We start from the raw sequence: 16,728 nt of genomic DNA on the forward strand, positions 1-16,728 counted from the left end.
GAGTTCATCGGGAGGGGCGCCACGGCATGACATCGGGGTCATACGACTTCACCGGCTATCAGGTGCTGGTGGTCGGCGGTACACGCGGCGAGGGCCACGCCATCGCGACAGCCATGGCGCAGGCTGGTGCCTCGGTCACCGTGACGGGCACGATGATGCTCCGCTCCCTCTACGACACCGACCTCACGCCGTTCGACTACGAGTCGGTCAACCTCGCGCGCCAGCCGTCGATCGACCACCTCGTCGGCGCCATCGACCACCTCGACGTGCTGGTCCTCGCAGCCACCTGCAACCTGCCCTACGGGCTCCCGGACAGCGAGCACGCCTTCATCGCCGAAGCCGCCCGCTCCGGGCTGCTGGGACCGACCTTCCTCACCACCCGGCTGCGGCTCAAGCTCAGCCACAGCCCGGCGCTCGGAGGCGGCTGCGTCGTCAACACCGGCGCCGTACGCACGTGGCTGGAGCTGTCGTCGACCACGGAGGCCGCCCAGGCCGAGGTGATCGAGTCGACCGCCCGCGCCGGGGACAAGTGGGCCGGGCTGGGCGTGCGGGTCAACTCCGTGCTCCAGGCGCCGCGCTCCGTGCTGCCCCGCCAGTACGCCCCGCCACCGGTCCCGTCCGGTGGCAGCCGGGCTGCCGGTGGCACCCTGGTGCGCACCCAGCAGCAGCGGGTGAGCGAGGCCGTCACCGACGCCGCCCTGTTCCTGGCCAGCAGCTCGGCCTCACGGATCACCGGCCAGACGCTGCGGCTGGGCTGACCACTACCCCTGGTCGAGGAGCTCGTCGGCAGCGGCGTAGGGATCGAGGTCGCCCTGCGCCACGCGACCGGCGAGGGCGTCGAGGTCGGCACCGTCATCGGCGCGCTCCCAGCGGGCCCGCAGGGCAGACAGGGCGATCGCCTCGACCTCGCGTCGCGCCCGGACCGTACGACGACGCGCGAGCTCGCCGGACTCCCCGAGCCAGGCGGCGTGCCGGTCGACCTCGCCGAGGAGCTCGTCGATGCCCTCGCCCGTGCTGGCGACGGTCTTCACGACCGGTGGGCGCCAGGCACCCTCGCGCCGCTCCCCCATGGTGAGCATGGTCCGGAGCTCGCGGCGGGTGCGGTCGGCGCCCTCGCGGTCGGCCTTGTTGACGGCGTAGACGTCACCGATCTCCAGGATCCCGGCCTTGGCGGCCTGGATCCCGTCGCCCATCCCGGGCGCGAGCAGGACCAGGGTGGTGTCGGCCAGGCCGGCCACCTCGACCTCGCTCTGCCCCACGCCGACGGTCTCGACGATCACCACGTCGCAGCCGGCCGCGTCAAGCACGCGCACGGCCTGCGGGGTCGACCAGGCGAGACCGCCGAGGTGCCCGCGGGCGCCCATGGAGCGGATGTAGACGTCCCGGTCGAGCGCATGGTCGCCCATCCGCACCCGGTCGCCCAGGAGGGCGCCACCGGAGAACGGCGAGGACGGGTCGATGGCGAGCACGCCGACCCGCCGACCCCCTCGCCTCATCGCCGAGACCAGCGCGCTGGTCGAGGTGGACTTGCCGACCCCGGGCGCGCCGGTGATGCCGAGCACGTGGGCCCGACCGGTGTGCTCGCGGAGCGCGGACATCACCTCGCGCAGGACGGGTGAGGCATCCTCGACGAGGGTGATCAGCCGCGCGACGGCGGCGGGATCACCCTCGCGGGCTCGCGCGACGAGGTCGGGGACCGCGTGGGCACCCCTCCGCGTCACGAGGCGATCACGCCTGCGGGACCCGGATGATCAGGGCGTCGCCCTGGCCACCGCCACCGCACAGGGCGGCCGCCCCGACGCCGCCACCGCGACGCTGGAGCTCGAGGGCCAGGTGCAGCACGATGCGGGCGCCGGACATCCCGACCGGGTGGCCGAGCGCGATCGCGCCGCCGTTGACGTTGACGCGGTCCTGGTCGACGCCGAGCTGACGGGCGGACTCGATGCCGACCGCCGCGAAGGCCTCGTTGAGCTCGAAGAGGTCGATGTCGGAGACCGCGATGCCCTCCTTCTGCGCCGCCTTGGTGATCGCGTTGGCCGGCTGGAGCTGCAGGGAGGAGTCGGGACCCGCGACCTGCCCGGAGGCGCCGATCTCGGCGAGCCAGGTGAGGCCGAGCTCCTCGGCCTTGGCCTTGCTCATCACGACCACCGCGCAGGCGCCGTCGGAGATCTGGGACGCGGAGCCGGCGGTGATGCTGCCGTCCCTGGCCACCGGACGGAGGCTGGCGAGGGACTCGACCGTGGTGTCGCCGCGGATGCCCTCGTCCTCGGCGACGGTGAGGTCGCCCTTGCGGGTCCTGATCGTCACCGGCACGACCTCGTCGTCGAAGACACCGTTCTTCCAGGCCAGCGCCGCACGCTGGTGCGACTGGGCCGAGAACGCGTCCTGCTCCTCGCGGGTCAGGTGGGCGCCGGCGGCGTTGCAGCCGTCGGTGAGGTTGATCATCGCCTGGTCGGTGAACTGGTCGTAGAGCGCGTCGTAGGCCATCGAGTCGACGAGCGCGGTGTCGCCGTACTTGAAGCCCTCACGGCTCTTCGGCAGCAGGTGCGGCGCCCGGGTCATCGACTCCATGCCGCCCGCGACGACGATCTCGTGCTCCCCCGCGCGGATGAGCTGGTCGGCCATCGCGATCGCGTTGAGGCCGGAGAGGCAGACCTTGTTGATGGTGATCGAGGGGACGGTCATCGGGATGCCGCCCTTGACCGCGGCCTGGCGCGCGGTGATCTGCCCGGCGCCGGCCTGGATGACCTGGCCCATGATCACGTAGTCGACCTGGTCCCCGCTGACCCCGGCCTTGTCGAGCGCGCCGGCGATGGCCACGCCACCGAGGTCGGCTGCCGACTGGTCCTTGAGCCCACCCAGGAGGCGGCCGATCGGGGTGCGCGCTCCAGCGACGATGACAGAACCGGTCATGAGCTTTCCTCCAGCGATGCGGGTGAGGTGTACGTCTGGCGACGATACCCACTCCTGCATGCGACGCGGCAGGGGCTGCGGCCCGCCCGCCGTGAGGCACACGTCACACCGTCGAGCCGCCATGGCCCTCCCCAAAATGTGGGAGCCGGCCACCTCGCGGCACCCGTCCGGGTCCCGGCGGTGGTGGGCTGGGGGCACCTTCTCGGGAGGCCCACCCCCGAACGTCCGAGGAGCGCACCATGTCCCGAGCCCGCCGCACCCTCTCCACCCTCGTCGCCCTCGCCACGACGGCCGTGCTGGGCACCACACTGTGCGCCCCGCCCGCCAGCGCGGCCGGCAGCGACCTCGCCGGCCTCTGGTTCCTCGACGAGGGGTCCGGCCAAGTCGCCTACGACTGGTCCTTCAGCGGCAACCGTGGCCAGCTCGGGTCGACTCCCTATGCCGACGCCCAGGACCCCGCGTGGGTCTCCGTGCCGAGCCTCCTGCTGCGTCGCTCCGCGCTCCGCTTCGCCGGCTCGCAGCACCTCCGCGTCGCCAACGCACCGTCGCTGGAGCCCGACGGGGTGACCGTGGTGGCGCGCGTACGCGGCACGGCGGGCGGGACCTTCCGCTACCTCGCCTCGAAGGGGTCGCTCTCCTGCGAGACGGCGTCCTACGGCCTCTACACCGGAGCCCAGGGCGGCCTGCGCTTCTACGTATCCGACGGCAGCACCTACACCCTGTCCGCCGACGCCGGCGCGGGGATCTGGGACGGTCGCTGGCACCGGGTGACGGGCGCGTACGACGGGCAGTCGGTGCGGCTGTGGGTCGACGGGGTGCAGGTGGGCAGCCCGGTCGTCTCCCCGGTCGGCATCGGCTACGGCCTGCCGGACGGGGAGGACTTCCTCCTCGGCGACTACGCCGGACCGTGCGGCAGCCCGTTGGGCTTCGTGGGCGACATCGACGCGGCGGCCGTGATCGGCCACTACGTGGCCGACCCCACCCTCTGACGGGAGTCTCCGGGGCGGCGTGAGGCACACGTCACACCCCCTCGCGCGTCGCGCCACCTTCGGCCACCATGTGCCCATGAGCGCTCCCGAGCCACTCCAGGACGTCCAGCACCTCTTTACCGCGATCGACCACGTCGGCATCGCGGTGCCCGACCTCGACGTCGCCATGGCCTTCTACCGCGACATCTACGGCATGCAGGTCCTCCACGAGGAGGTCAACGAGGAGCAGGGCGTGCGCGAGGCGATGGTCGGGGTGGGCAGCTCCGGGTCGTGCATCCAGCTGCTCGCACCACTCTCCCCCGAGTCGACCATCGCCACGTTCCTCGACCGCAACGGCCCGGGCATCCAGCAGCTCGCCTTCCGGGTCGAGGACGTCGAGCACGTGGCCGCTGTCCTCCGCGAGCGCGGCCTGCGCCTGCTGTACGACGCCCCGCGGCGCGGCACCTCCGACAGCCGGGTGAACTTCATCCACCCCAAGGACGCCGGCGGGGTGCTCGTCGAGCTGGTCGAGCCCGCGCGGACGGCGCACTAGCGACGTACGTCACACCTCGTTCCACGCAAGGTTACCCACCGGTATCTTGACCCGATCGACCGTCGCGCCACCGCTGCCTCACCCCCTGATTCCAGGAGACACCTGTGCAGAACATCCTCGAAGCCATCCAGTCCGGCAACGCCACCTCGGAGGACTTCTCCTCCCTCGCGCTGCCCGAGTCCTACCGGGCCGCCTTCGTGAAGAAGGACGAGGTCGACATGTTCGAGGGCCTCTCCGCCAAGGAGAAGGACCCTCGCAAGTCGATCCACGTCGACGAGGTCCCGCTGCCCGAGCTCGGCCCGGGCGAGGCGCTCGTGGCGGTGATGGCGAGCGCCATCAACTACAACACCGTGTGGACCTCGATCTTCGAGCCCGTCTCCACCTTCGGCTTCCTCGAGCGCTACGGCCGCGAGTCCGACCTCGGCAAGCGCCACGACCTGCCCTACCACGTGGTCGGCTCCGACCTGTCCGGCGTCGTGCTGGCCACCGGCCCCGGCGTGACCAAGTGGCACCCCGGCGACCGGGTCGTCGCGCACTGCCTCTCGGTCGAGCTCGAGGCCCCCGACGGCCACAACGACACGATGCTCGACCCGTCGCAGCGGATCTGGGGCTTCGAGACCAACTTCGGCGGCCTCGCCGACGTCGCCATGGTCAAGGCCAACCAGCTGATGCCCAAGCCCGAGCACCTGACCTGGGAGGAGGCCGCCTCCCCCGGCCTCGTCAACTGCACCGCGTACCGCCAGCTCGTCTCCAAGAACGGCGGCGACATGAAGCAGGGCGACAACGTCCTCATCTGGGGCGCCTCGGGCGGTCTCGGCGGCTTCGCCACGCAGTACGCCCTCAACGGCGGCGCCACCCCCGTGTGCGTCGTCTCCAACGAGGAGAAGGCCGCCATCGCCCGCAGCATGGGCGCGGAGCTGATCATCAACCGCTCCGAGGAGGGCTACAAGTTCTGGAACGACGAGAACACCCAGCAGGACCCGAAGGAGTGGAAGCGCTTCGGCGCCCGCATCCGTGAGCTCACGGGCGGCGAGGACATCGACATCGTCTTCGAGCACCCCGGTCGGGAGACCTTCGGCGCCTCGGTGTTCGTCACCCGCAAGGGCGGCACCATCACCACCTGTGCCTCGACCTCGGGCTACATGCACGAGTACGACAACCGCTACCTGTGGATGAACCTCAAGCGGATCATCTCGAGCCACTTCGCCAACTACCGCGAGTCGTGGGAGGCCAACCGCCTCATCGCCAAGGGCAAGATCCACCCGACCCTGTCGCGGACCTACACCCTCGACGAGGTCGGCCAGGCCTCCCTCGACGTCCACCACAACACCCACCAGGGCAAGGTCGGCGTGCTGTGCCTCGCGCCCGAGGAGGGGCTCGGCGTCCTCAACCACGAGATGCGCGCCCAGCACGAGACGGCGATCAACCGCTTCCGCGGCGTCTGAGACACCCACCCCCAGGGATGGCCTCCACCCCGGTTCGCGGACTCTCCGCGAGCCGGGGTGTGTTTGTCCCCGGCCATCGGACAGACTGGCCCCGAACCAGTCCACACGTACCGAGAGAGGGTGCCGCAGCATGAGCCGCGACCAGGGCCTGTCCATCTTCGACGAGCCGGAGTCCGCCGACAGCGCAGCCGAGGAGACGCAGGTGCTCCCGGTCACCCCGAAGGACGCACCGAAGTCCCCGCCGGCCAGCCAGGAGCAGGCCGAGGACCCGGGCGAGGCCACCCAGGCCATGCAGCCCGCGCCCAGGCGGACGCCGGAGCAGGCACCGAAGGCCGAGCCGACGCCCGAGCCCGAGCCGGCTCCCGCAGCCGCGCCGGTCGCGGCCGCTGCCCCCCAGCCCTCACGCCCGTCGCCGGTGATCCCGCCGGCCGCACCCGCGCCTGCCTCCGCCCCGTTGCCCCTCGTTCGCCGCGGCGGCTACGACAAGGCGGCCGTCGACCAGCGCGTGGGCCAGCTCCAGACCGAGAAGTCCGGCCTGGCCTCCAGCCTCGCGAGCAGCGAGCAGCGCGTCATCGACCTCGAGGCGGACCTCGAGCGGATGCGCAGCGAGCTGCAGGAGAACGCCAACCCCACCTACGCCGGCCTCGGCGGTCGCGCCACCTCGATGCTCAAGCTGGCCGAGGACGAGGCCACCGACGTACGCACGGCGAGCCGCCGCGACGCCGACGAGATCCGCACGCAGGCCGAGCGCGACGCCCAGAGCATCCGCGCCGACGCGGCCCGCGAGGCCGACGACATGCGCATGGTGCAGCTCAAGGAGCTCGACGAGATGCGGTCGCGACTGACCGCGGACGCCGAGACCGAGCGCAACCTCGCCCAGGCGGAGGCCGCCGACATCCTGGCCGCCGCGCGACGCGAGTCCGACCAGCTGCGGCTGGCCGCCCAGCAGGAGACCAACGAGCTGCGCGTGACGGCGACGCGCGAGGCCGAGCAGGCCCGCGCCGCCGCCGACCGCGAGGTGCAGGAGGCCCGTCGCACGCTGGCGGTGGAGAAGGAGCGGCTCGCCCGCGAGGCCACCGAGCACCACAGCAACGCCACGGCGGAGACCCAGCGCCTCGTCACCGAGGCCGAGGAGCGCGCCAACGCCGCCGAGCAGCGTGCCCGCGAGGCCACGGCGCAGGCCAACACCCACCGCCAGCAGGCCCAGGCCGAGGCCGAGGGGCTGCTGAGCCGGGCCCGCCGCGAGGCCGAGCAGGTCGTCGCCTCGGCGCGGTCCCAGGCGGACTCCATCGGCACCACCCGGGTCGCCGAGGCCGAGCGCGAGCTCGCCAACATCCAGGCCGAGATCGAGCGCGTGACGAAGCGTCGCGACGCGATCACCGCCCAGCTGGGGGCCCTGCGCGACGTCGTCGCCGGGTTCGACAAGGACGAGTCCTGAGCTGGCGCACCCGGCTCCGGGAGGCCCTGTCCTCCCCGGACGCCGAGGTGGAGCCCGAGGTCCTCGAGCAGGTCGTCGACCAGGTCAGCGAGGACGCCGACCGCGCCGAGGCCGCGGCCGAGTCCGCCGAGGAGTCGGCCAGGTCGGCCGCCGAGATCGCCGAGCACATCGACGACTCCACGGACCTGGTGGTCGACGAGGCGAGTCCCGCGCCCTACGTCCCCGCCGAGCCGGCTCCGCACCCGACGCTGCTGCGGCACACGCCCTTCAACATCGGCTTCTTCGGTGCGCTGGGCGCCCTCGTCGCCATCTTCTTGTCCCAGCAGCTGCTCAGCATCTCCTCGGTCCTGATCCTGCTGGTGATGTCGATGTTCCTCGCGATCGGGCTCAACCCTGTCGTGGAGTTCTTCATGCGCCGCGGCATGCGGCGCGGCCTGTCGGTCCTGCTCGTGCTCGTCGTGGTGATCGGGGTGCTGGCGCTCTTCGTGGTCGCGATCGCCCCCGTCATCAGCGAGCAGATCGCCCTGATCACGCGCAACGCGCCCGGCTGGCTCGACGACCTGCAGAGCAACCGTCAGGTCCAGAAGCTCGACGACCAGTACGACATCATCGCCAAGGCCCGCGACTACATCCAGAACGGCGACTTCGGCCAGAAGGTGTTCGGCGGCGCCCTCGGCGTCGGCCTCAAGGTGCTGTCCGCGGTGGCCAACAGCTTCATCGTGATCGTCCTGATGATCTACTTCCTGGCCTCACTGCCCAGCATCAAGCACGCCGGCTACTCCCTCGCGCCGGCCTCCAAGCGGCCCCGCGTGAGCGAGCTCGGCGACAAGATCATCCGCTCGACCGGCGCCTACGTCGCCGGCGCGTTCCTCGTGGCCATGTGTGCGGGCGTGAGCACGCTGGTCTTCTCGTTCGTCGTCGGGCTCGGTGACTACGCCTTCGCCCTGGCCTTCGTCGTGGGCCTGTTCTCGCTCATCCCGGTCGTGGGCGCCTTCGTGTCCGGCGCTCTGATGACCCTGCTGGCCCTGACGGTCTCGCCGACGGTCGCCCTGGTGGCGCTGGTCTACTACATCGCCTACCAGCAGGTGGAGTCCTACTTCATCTACCCGCGGATCATGAAGAAGTCGGTGGACATCCCGGGCTCGGTGACCGTGGTCGCCGCGCTCGTGGGTGGCTCGCTGCTGGGCATCATCGGTGCCCTGCTGGCCGTGCCGGTGGCGGCGGCGCTGCTGCTGCTGCACCGCGAGGTCTTCCTCAAGCGGCAGGACTCTCGCTGAGCGTCTCGGGCTCCGGCTCCGGGAGGGGCTCGACCACCAGTGGCGCGCGTCCCTCCCCCAGCTTGACCACGACGACTCCGGCGAGCACCAGGAGGCCGCCGGTCATCTGCACGGGGCGCGGCAGCTCGCCCAGCAGCAGCCAGGCGAAGATCACCGCCGCCAGCACCTCGCCGAGCGCGACGAAGGACGCCAGCCGGCTGCCGAGTCGTCGCCCGGCCTCGATGCCGGTGACGTAGGCGAAGGCTGCGGTGACCAGGCCGAGGGCCAGGACGGGCAGCCACCACGGGACGGAGTGGCCGTCGTAGACGGCGGGGGCGGTCGAGCCACGGAACGGGAGCACGCCGACCGCGCCGGCGGTGCCGAGCACCACGCTGGCGACCAGCAGGCCGCCGGCGGCCAGGCTGATGCCCGGCAGGCCGTTGCCCTCGTCGGCGGAGATCACGAAGTAGGACGCAGCGCCGACCATCGCGCCGAGCGCCCAGAGGACGCCGACCGTGCTCAGCTCGGCGCCCGAGATCACGTCGAGCACCAGCACCAGGCCGGACGCGGCGATGGCCGCCCCCAGGACGGTCAGCCCGGAGGGCCGGTGGCCGTGGCGCAGCCACAGCCAGAGCACCACCGCGACGGGAGCGGTGTACTCGAGGAGCAGCGCGACGCTGACCTGCATGTAGGTGACGGCGTAGAAGTAGCAGAGCTGCGCCCCGGCCACGGCCGAGATGCCGTAGACCGTGACGAGGCCGGCGTTGTCGCGGAGCAGGTGCCACCGACCGCGCACCGCCAGCAGGCCCGGCACGATCAGCACGGTCGCGGCGATGACGGTGCGCACGGTCACCGCCGCGCCGGCGCTCCACCCGGTGTCGAGGAGTCCGCGCGCCAGCACCCCGGACAGGCCGAAGCTGGTGGCGGACGCAAGGGCGAGCAGCAGACCGGTGGTCGTCCGCGACGATCTGCTGTCATGCGTCAAAGCCGTCACGGTCATGACACTATGGCGCGGTCGTGTAATGTGTCAATGTGCTTTTCACGGATGACACGGACGCGGCGCTGCAGGCCGCTGTCGCGCTGGTGAACTCGACCGACGCCCCCGGCGACCCCCTCGGCACGGTCGAGGACCTCTCCGCCTTCCTCACCGCCTGGACCTACACCGGGCGCCACGACGCCACCCCCGCCGAGCTCCAGGCCCTCCGGCGCCTGCGCCCCGCGCTCAAGGACCTGCTGCTCGCCGAGCGCGACGAGGCGGCCGGCATCGTCAACACGATGCTCGCGCGCGCCAGGGCGCTCCCCCAGCTCCAGCGGCACGACCAGTGGGACTGGCACGTGCACGCGGTCGACCCCGACCACCCGCTCGACGAGCGGGTGGTCGTCGAGACGGCCATGGCGATGATCGACGTGATCCGCGCCGACGAGATGTCGCGGCTGGCCCGCTGCGCGGCCGACGACTGCGACGACGTCGTGCTCGACCTCTCGCGCAACCGGTCGCGCCGCTACTGCTCGACCACGTGCGGCAACCGCGAGGCCGTGGCGGCCTACCGCGCCCGCCAGAAGGCCTGAGTCAGGCTCGCCTCACGCGAGGAAGCGGCGCAGCACCTCGAGGAAGATCTCCGGCTGCTCGGAGTGCACCCAGTGCCCGGCGCCCTTGATCAGCACCCTCCGGTTGCGCGGGAACCGTCGGTCCATCTCCGCGGAGTGCTCGTCGTCGATGTAGTCCGAGCTCGCCCCGCCGACCCACAGCACCGGACCGTCGTACGACGCCTCGCCCAGGCGCTCGGCCGGCCAGCCGGTGAGCCCGTCCATGGACGCCCCGAGCAGGTCGAGGTTGAGCTGCCAGTGCCACCCGTCGTCAGCGCGGCGCAGGTTCTGCAGGAGGAAGCTGCGCACGACCGGGTTGGGCACCGCCTCACGCAGGGCCTCGTCGGCCTGGCCGCGGGTCTGCAGGGCCGCGAGGTCGAGCGCGCGCATGGTGTCGATGTAGCCGACGAACTCGCGACCGCTCGGGTAGGCCACGGGAGCGACGTCGACCACGACGAGGCGCTCGACCAGCTCGGGGTGGCGCAGGGCCAGGCACATCGCGATCTTGCCGCCCATGGAGTGCCCGACGAGGACCACGGGCCCGTGACCGCGGAGCTCGTCGGCGACCAGGTCGGCCAGCTCGACGTAGTCGAAGGACTCCGTCCACGGCGAGCGGCCGTGGTTGGGCATGTCGAGCAGCAGGACCCGGTGGACGGCGCTGAGCGCCTTGGCGACCTGCGTCCAGTTCCTGCCCTGGCCGAAGAGCCCGTGGCAGAAGGCGATCGTCGCCCCGGCGTGGTCGTCGCCGAGGACCGTGGTGTGCAGGCCCACGGCTAGAAGTCGAAGCCGTCGAACAGGTCGCCGATGCCGTCGCCGATCCCGCCGAACATGTCGCCGAGGCCTTCACCGAGGGCGCCGATGCCGTCTCCGAGCCCGTCGAAGCCGCCGCTGAAGAGCATGCCCATGAACATCCACTCCATCGGGCCGAAGTTGCCGAAGTACCCCTGGGCGTAGGGCTGGTAGGCGCGACCGCCCTGCCAGTAGGGCACCCGCCGGGAGCCGACCATGACCTTGCGGATGTCGGGCTCGGCGCCGGCGCGCACGCGCTCTGCGTCGAGGGCGCAGGCGGGCACGTCCCGCTGGGCGCCGCCCGGCGGCACCCACGGGACGTCGGCGACCGACATCCCGTGCCGCGGGTCGAAGAAGCAGGGTGGGCGGCGCTGCGGGAGCGGCTCCCCGGCCACCCGCGCACGCACGCACGCCATCGCGTAGCGGCCGTCCTCGAGGATCTCGGTGACGTGGCGTACGTCGTCGGGGCGGGTCAGCGCGGCGGCGGCCGTCTTGGCGGACTCGTAGGCGTCGAGGGCACGCTGGTAGTCGGCGTTGGCTCCCGGGTCGAGCTGCTCGCCGGCCAGGTCGATGTCGAGGTCCTGCAGCTCCACGCCGAGGGCGGTGACGTCCTCCTCGGCGAGCCGCTTAACCGGCGCCACCGCGGCCTCGGCCTTGGCCAGCTCGCGCTTCTTGCCCGTCTTGCCCGCGCTCACCGCGACCGCGACGAGACCGCCGAGGACGACCAGCACGAGGACGAGTTCCATGGCCACAGCCTATCGAGCGGCGGCAAGGTCCCGGAGCCGGTGCGGGCGCACTCCCGAGCAGGCCGTACGTCGACCCCCGACGACGTACGGCCTGCTCTGAGAGGCGGCCGGTGGGCTGCCGGACCCTCCCCTGTGGGGCCCCGCCACCCTCGGCGTACGAGAAGACTCCCGCGAACCTGTGGGTGTCGGCATCCGTAGTCCTACGTATCTCTCTCGCGGAGAGCGATAGGTTCAGTTCGTGCTGTCCCCCTGTCTCGGTCGTGCCGAGGTCCAGCGTGTGCTGGGCCAGGCCATGGACGAGTCACGCTGGGTCACCGTGGTCGGTCCGCCCGGCAGCGGGAAGACGCTCCTCGTGCGCCATGCCGCGGTCGCCTCGCCCGCGTCGTGGGTCGACGCGCGCAACCTGCACAGCCTCGACGACGTGCTCGTCGCCGCCCTGGAGAGCCTCGAGTCGGAGACCGCCCCGGGCGACTCCCTCAGCGGTGCCCTCGGACGTGCCGTCGACGGCCGCGAGTGCCTCCTCGTCCTCGACGGTCTGGACCTCGACGTCACCCGGGCCGGCCCGATGCTCCAGTCGATGCTGGAGAGCACCACCGACGCCCGCGTGGTGGTGACGGCGCGGACCACGGCCGGCCAGCCGCTGGAGTCGGTCGTACGCGTCGGGCCGCTGCCGGTCCCCACGAACCGCTCGCCGCTGGAGGGCCCGGCCGTCGAGCTCTTCCTGCGCCGGATCCGTTCGGCCGGCGGACAGGCGGTCGACCTGACCACCCAGTCCCACGAGGTACGCCGCCTGCTGCGCGCCACCGGTGGACTGCCCCTGCTCATCGAGCAGGTGGCCGTTCAGTCGGCCCTGGTCGGGCTGAGCAACGCCATGTCCACCGTCAGCCTCGACCAGGCCGTCGACTCGGCCCACGCGCTGCTGGACGAGGCGAGCGCGACCGCGTTGCGGCGCATCGGCGTGCTCGACTTCCCGGCCGGCCTCGGCGTGCTCGCCCGGGTGCTCGACGAGTCGGTCCCCACCACCGCAGAGCTGGCCGGCGACCTCGTACGCCGCAGCCTGCTGGAGGTCGACGCCCGCGGGCGCTTCGACATGCTCTCGCCCATCCGCGGGCGCGCGCGTGCCCTGGCCAGCCCGGTCGACGTGGCTGCGGTCGAGGCCGGCCTGCTCGGCTGGGCGCAGGACAACGCCCCGGAGCACGACAACTACGGCGCCGCCGACGCCGAGTGGCTCCACGACCTGCCGGCCATGCGCCACGCCGTGCTCACCGCGTGCGCCAACCCGGACACGCGCGCCGACGGCTACTCGGTGGCCAACCGGATCTTCTCCTCCCTCTACACCTCGATGCGGGCGCGCGAGGCCCTCGAGATCCTCGAGGCGGCCATCGCGAGCGGCGACGGCCCGCCCTGGATGGGCGCCCAGGTCGCGCGACGGGCCGGGATCGCGGCCTCCGAGATGCGCGGCACCTACGAGGGCATGTGGTTGCTCGACCGGTCCGACGAGCACGCCTCGTCCGCGCCCCGCCCCGAGGAGCAGCTGTCCAAGACCGCCTCGATCCGCGCCGAGATGCACCTCGACGCCGGCGAGATGCAGCGCGCGGAGGCGGAGGCCCGGCGCGCCATCGACCTCGATCCCGACGGGTCGATCCGGCGTCAGGCGACCCGCACGCTCGCCGACGTCTATGCCTCCCAGGGACGCTTCGCCGAGGCCGCCCAGGCGGCGAGCGACGCGATGCCGGGCCGGATCACCCGCGACGAGCGTTGGATCGACCTCTCCGCGCGCACCGTCCTGGCCCGCATCGCGCTCGAGCAGGGCCGCACCGCCGAGGCAGTGGCCGGTGCGCGTGCCGTGGTGCTCGAGGCCCGCGAGCTCGCCGAGGACCGGGTCGGCCTGCTGGCCGAGACGCTGCTCCGGGGCATCGACCCCACGTGGACACCCACCGAGGTGGTCCGCGAGACCCTGCCGTGGGCGGTCCGGCTGCCCGTGCTGGCCCAGGACGGTCGGGACCTGCTGGCGCGCGGCGAGGCGCGGCAGGCGGCCGGGCTGGCCGCCGACGTCGTCGCCCTGGCCGACTCGGCCAGGCTCGGTCGTGACGGCGTGGAGGCGCGCCTGCTGCTCGGTCGGGCGCTCGTGCAGCTCGGCGACCTCGACCAGGCGACCACGACCTACCTGACGGCACTCGAGCACTGCCGCACCATGCACCTGCCGCTGCGTGCGGCCGACGTCCTCGACGGTCTCGCCGGAGTGGCCCACGCCCGCGAGCTGCCGGAGGCGCGTGCCCTCGCGGCCGCTGCCTTCGCGCTGCGCACCCCGCGGATGGCGGTGCGCTGGGGCTACTCCGCCGACTATGACGTCCTGCCTGCCGGCCGGGCGCCGGAGGACTGGATCGAGGGGGACGACCTGTCGGCGCAGTCGGTCGGCCTCATCACCGCCGTGTTCAACCGCCCCGCGTCCGCACCTCCCTCTGCGCTCGACGCCCTCACGGCTGCCGAGCGGCTGGTGGCGCAGCGGGTGGCCCAGGGGCTCACCAGCCGCAGGATCGCGGAGGAGCTCTTCGTGTCACCGCGCACGGTGGACGCCCACCTCACCCACATCTACCGCAAGCTCGACATCAACACCCGCGCCCGCCTGGCCGCGCTGGTCATGGAGCAGACCTTCTCGCAGTAGCCGGTCGGTGGCGGCTGTCGGTGGCGGCTGTCGGTGGTCGTCGTCAGGATGGATCCATGAGCCGGACCATCCAGGTGACCTTCGACGCCCACGACCCCCAGGCGCTGTCCCGCTTCTGGGCCGACGCCATGGGCTACGTCAACCCGCCCCCACCCGGGCGCGAGCTCGAGCCGGGACAGGACCCGTTCGATGCGTGGCACGCCTTCCTCGCCGAGGTCGGGGTGCCCGAGTCGGAGTGGAACTCAGCGTCCGCGGCCGAGGACCCCGACGGCGCCGGCCCGCGCCTGTTCTTCCAGCGGGTGCCGGAGGGCAAGACCGCCAAGAACCGGGTGCACCTCGACCTGCGCGCCGCCCCGGGACGGCAGGGAGAGGAGCGGATGGCCGCTCTCGAGGCCGAGTGCGAGCGGCTGGTCGCCCTCGGGGCCACCCGGGTGGAGCGGCACGAGCCGTCGCCGCCGATGACCGCCGGTCACCTCTGGATGGCGGACCCCGAGGGCAACGAGTTCTGCCTCGATTGACCAGCGGGGGTCGGCCAGCGGGGACCGACTAGCGCGCGCTGTAGTCCCGGAAGCCGCGACCGGCCTTGCGACCGAGGTAGCCGGCAGTGACCAGGTGCTCGAGCAGCGGAGCGGGCGAGAAGCCCGGCTCGCGGAACTCGAGGTACAGCTCCTTCTGGATCGCCAGCGACACGTCGTTGCCGACCACGTCGAGCAGCTCGAAGGGACCCATCGGCAGCGCACACCCGAGCTTCATGGCGAGGTCGATGTCGTCGGCGGTCGCGTAGTGGGCCTCGAGCATCTTCACCGCGTCGTTCAGGTAGGGGAAGAGCAGCGCGTTGACGATGAAGCCGGCGCGGTCCCCACACTTCACGGCCACCTTGCCGACCTGGTCGCACAGCGCCAGCACGGTCTCGGTGACGGCCTCGTCGGTCGCGACGGTGGACACCACCTCGACCAGCTTCATGATGGTCGCCGGGTTGAAGAAGTGCATGCCGATGACGTGCTGGGGGCGCTTCGTCACCCGGGCCATGGAGATGATCGGCAGCGAGGACGTCGTCGTCGCGAGGATCGCCCCGGGCTTGCAGATCTCGTCGAGGTTCTCGAAGAGCGTGGTCTTGACGGCGAGGTCTTCAGCGATGGCCTCGACGACGAGGTCGACGTCCTTGAGGTCCTCGAGCGAGGTGGTGCCGCGCACCCGGCCGAGCACCTCGGTCTTCTGCTCCTCGGTGGCGCGGCCGCGCTGGATCTGCTTGTCGAAGTTCTTGGTGATCGCGGCGACGACGCCGGCGATCTTGTCCTGGCCGCGTCCGGTGAAGAGGACCTCGTGGCCGGCCTTGGCGAAGACCTCGACGATGCCGGCGGCCATGGTGCCCGTGCCCACGACTCCGACGAGCCGGATGTCGTGCCTCAGCTGCGGCTTGTCGTCGGCGCTGGGGGTCTGGGCGTCGTCGACGACGACGGGTGAGTCGGGCGCCTCGTAGGTGTAGAAGCCGCGGCCCGACTTGCGGCCGAGGAGGCCCGCGGTGACGTACTGCTTGAGGATCGGCGCCGGTGCGTGCAGGCGGTCGCGTCCCTGCTTGTACATCGTGTCGAGGATCTCGTAGGCCGTGTCGAGGCCGATCAGGTCGAGCAGCGCCAGCGGGCCCATCGGATAGCCGCAGCCGAAGCGCATGGCGGCGTCGATGTCCTCACGCGAGGCGTACTTGCCCTCGTACATCGCGACCGCGTGGTTGAGGTAGCCGAAGAGGAGGGTGTTGGCGATGAACCCGGCCTTGTCCCCGCAGACGACCGGGTTCTTGCCGAGGCTGCGGAGCAGGCCCTGCACGTCGGCCAGGACGTCGGGCTCGGTGACGACGGTGCGGATGATCTCGACGAGGTTCTGCACCGGGGCCGGGTTGAAGAAGTGCACGCCGACCACGCGGCCCGGCTTGGAGTTGGCCGTGGAGATCTCGGTGACGCTGAGCGAGGACGTGTTGGTGGCGAGCACCGCGTCGTCACGGACGATGTCGTCCAGCGTGCGGAAGATCGACTTCTTGACCGCGAGCGACTCGACCACTGCCTCGATGACGAGGTCGGCGACGGCGAGGTCCTTCATCTCCGTGGTGAGGGTGATCCGGCCGAGCAGCTCGGCCTGCTGCTCCTCGGTCATCTTCTCGCGCTTCACGGCGCGGCCGGTGGAGTGCTCGAGGTGCTGGCGACCGCGCTCGACACCCGTCTCGTTGACCTCGACGCCGATCACGGCGTAGCCGTTGCGGGCGAACACCTCGGCGATGCCGGCGCCCATGGTGCCCAGGCCGATGACGCCGACGGTGGTGAACTCGCGGGTGGTTTCGTCGCTCATGGACGCATGCTCCCACGCGGGTGCGGCC

15 protein-coding genes are annotated in these 16,728 nt (G+C 71.9%); 9 read left to right on the plus strand and 6 right to left on the minus strand.

Going from position 1 to position 16,728, the window contains the following annotated elements; genetic code table 11:
* The first annotated feature begins 26 nt into the window (after positions 1 to 26).
* Positions 27 to 758 carry an SDR family oxidoreductase gene (locus BM127_RS08425; RefSeq protein WP_091197295.1) on the plus strand — a complete coding sequence of 244 codons (732 nt, stop codon included), beginning with the start codon at positions 27 to 29 and terminating at the stop codon, positions 756 to 758.
* A gap of 3 nt (positions 759 to 761) precedes the next feature.
* Here BM127_RS08425 and meaB read toward each other — a convergent pair whose 3' ends face one another.
* Positions 762 to 1,721, minus strand: coding sequence for a methylmalonyl Co-A mutase-associated GTPase MeaB (gene meaB, locus BM127_RS08430; protein WP_091197297.1), 960 nt, complete (start codon positions 1,719 to 1,721; stop codon positions 762 to 764).
* 7 nt (positions 1,722 to 1,728) lie between these two features.
* Complete coding sequence (locus tag BM127_RS08435; RefSeq protein ID WP_091197300.1) at positions 1,729 to 2,913, minus strand: acetyl-CoA C-acetyltransferase; 1,185 nt, start codon at positions 2,911 to 2,913, stop codon at positions 1,729 to 1,731.
* A 239-nt stretch (positions 2,914 to 3,152) separates the two neighbouring features.
* On the opposite strand from BM127_RS08435, the gene BM127_RS08440 reads away from it, so the two are divergent.
* From BM127_RS08440 to BM127_RS08460, 5 genes are all read left to right on the plus strand, one after another.
* Positions 3,153 to 3,902, plus strand: a complete 750-nt coding sequence (locus tag BM127_RS08440) for a LamG-like jellyroll fold domain-containing protein (protein ID WP_091197302.1) — start codon at positions 3,153 to 3,155, stop codon at positions 3,900 to 3,902.
* A 76-nt stretch (positions 3,903 to 3,978) separates the two neighbouring features.
* Positions 3,979 to 4,434 (plus strand): methylmalonyl-CoA epimerase, encoded by a 456-nt coding sequence (gene mce, locus BM127_RS08445; protein WP_091197305.1) that lies wholly within the window; start codon positions 3,979 to 3,981, stop codon positions 4,432 to 4,434.
* 104 nt (positions 4,435 to 4,538) lie between these two features.
* Positions 4,539 to 5,879 carry a crotonyl-CoA carboxylase/reductase gene (gene ccrA, locus BM127_RS08450; RefSeq protein ID WP_091197308.1) on the plus strand — a complete coding sequence of 447 codons (1,341 nt, stop codon included), beginning with the start codon at positions 4,539 to 4,541 and terminating at the stop codon, positions 5,877 to 5,879.
* Positions 5,880 to 6,009: 130 nt separating this feature from the next.
* Entirely contained in the window at positions 6,010 to 7,317 is a 1,308-nt protein-coding gene (locus tag BM127_RS08455) for a coiled-coil domain-containing protein (RefSeq protein WP_091197309.1), read from the plus strand.
* A gap of 47 nt (positions 7,318 to 7,364) precedes the next feature.
* Positions 7,365 to 8,594, plus strand: a complete 1,230-nt coding sequence (locus BM127_RS08460) for an AI-2E family transporter (RefSeq protein WP_101228834.1) — start codon at positions 7,365 to 7,367, stop codon at positions 8,592 to 8,594.
* Here the strand turns inward: BM127_RS08460 and BM127_RS08465 are convergent.
* A complete protein-coding gene (locus BM127_RS08465; protein WP_231263333.1) occupies positions 8,572 to 9,567 on the minus strand; it encodes an EamA family transporter in 996 nt (331 codons plus the stop codon). The two genes, BM127_RS08460 and BM127_RS08465, sit on opposite strands and share 23 nt — an antisense overlap.
* A gap of 38 nt (positions 9,568 to 9,605) precedes the next feature.
* Here BM127_RS08465 and BM127_RS08470 point away from each other — a divergent pair, with 38 nt between their 5' ends.
* Positions 9,606 to 10,142 (plus strand): CGNR zinc finger domain-containing protein, encoded by a 537-nt coding sequence (locus BM127_RS08470; RefSeq protein WP_091197315.1) that lies wholly within the window; start codon positions 9,606 to 9,608, stop codon positions 10,140 to 10,142.
* Between the two features lie 12 nt (positions 10,143 to 10,154).
* On the opposite strand, the gene BM127_RS08475 is transcribed toward BM127_RS08470, so the two are convergent.
* On the minus strand, positions 10,155 to 10,931 hold the full coding sequence (locus BM127_RS08475; protein WP_091197318.1) for an alpha/beta fold hydrolase: 777 nt from the start codon (positions 10,929 to 10,931) through the stop codon (positions 10,155 to 10,157).
* Between the two features lie 2 nt (positions 10,932 to 10,933).
* The gene (locus tag BM127_RS08480) at positions 10,934 to 11,695 is read right to left on the minus strand and encodes a hypothetical protein (RefSeq protein ID WP_091197320.1); all 762 of its coding nucleotides are present in this window, start codon (positions 11,693 to 11,695) and stop codon (positions 10,934 to 10,936) included.
* Between the two features lie 238 nt (positions 11,696 to 11,933).
* On the opposite strand from BM127_RS08480, the gene BM127_RS08485 reads away from it, so the two are divergent.
* On the plus strand, positions 11,934 to 14,360 hold the full coding sequence (locus tag BM127_RS08485; protein ID WP_091197322.1) for a helix-turn-helix domain-containing protein: 2,427 nt from the start codon (positions 11,934 to 11,936) through the stop codon (positions 14,358 to 14,360).
* 56 nt (positions 14,361 to 14,416) lie between these two features.
* A complete protein-coding gene (locus tag BM127_RS08490; RefSeq protein WP_091197324.1) occupies positions 14,417 to 14,878 on the plus strand; it encodes a VOC family protein in 462 nt (153 codons plus the stop codon).
* 28 nt (positions 14,879 to 14,906) lie between these two features.
* On the opposite strand, the gene BM127_RS08495 is transcribed toward BM127_RS08490, so the two are convergent.
* Positions 14,907 to 16,700, minus strand: coding sequence for a 3-hydroxyacyl-CoA dehydrogenase family protein (locus tag BM127_RS08495; protein ID WP_091197326.1), 1,794 nt, complete (start codon positions 16,698 to 16,700; stop codon positions 14,907 to 14,909).
* Positions 16,701 to 16,728 lie beyond the last annotated feature (28 nt).

It is taken from the genome of Nocardioides alpinus (assembly GCF_900112035.1).
GTDB classification, from domain to species: Bacteria; Actinomycetota; Actinomycetes; order Propionibacteriales; family Nocardioidaceae; genus Nocardioides; species Nocardioides alpinus.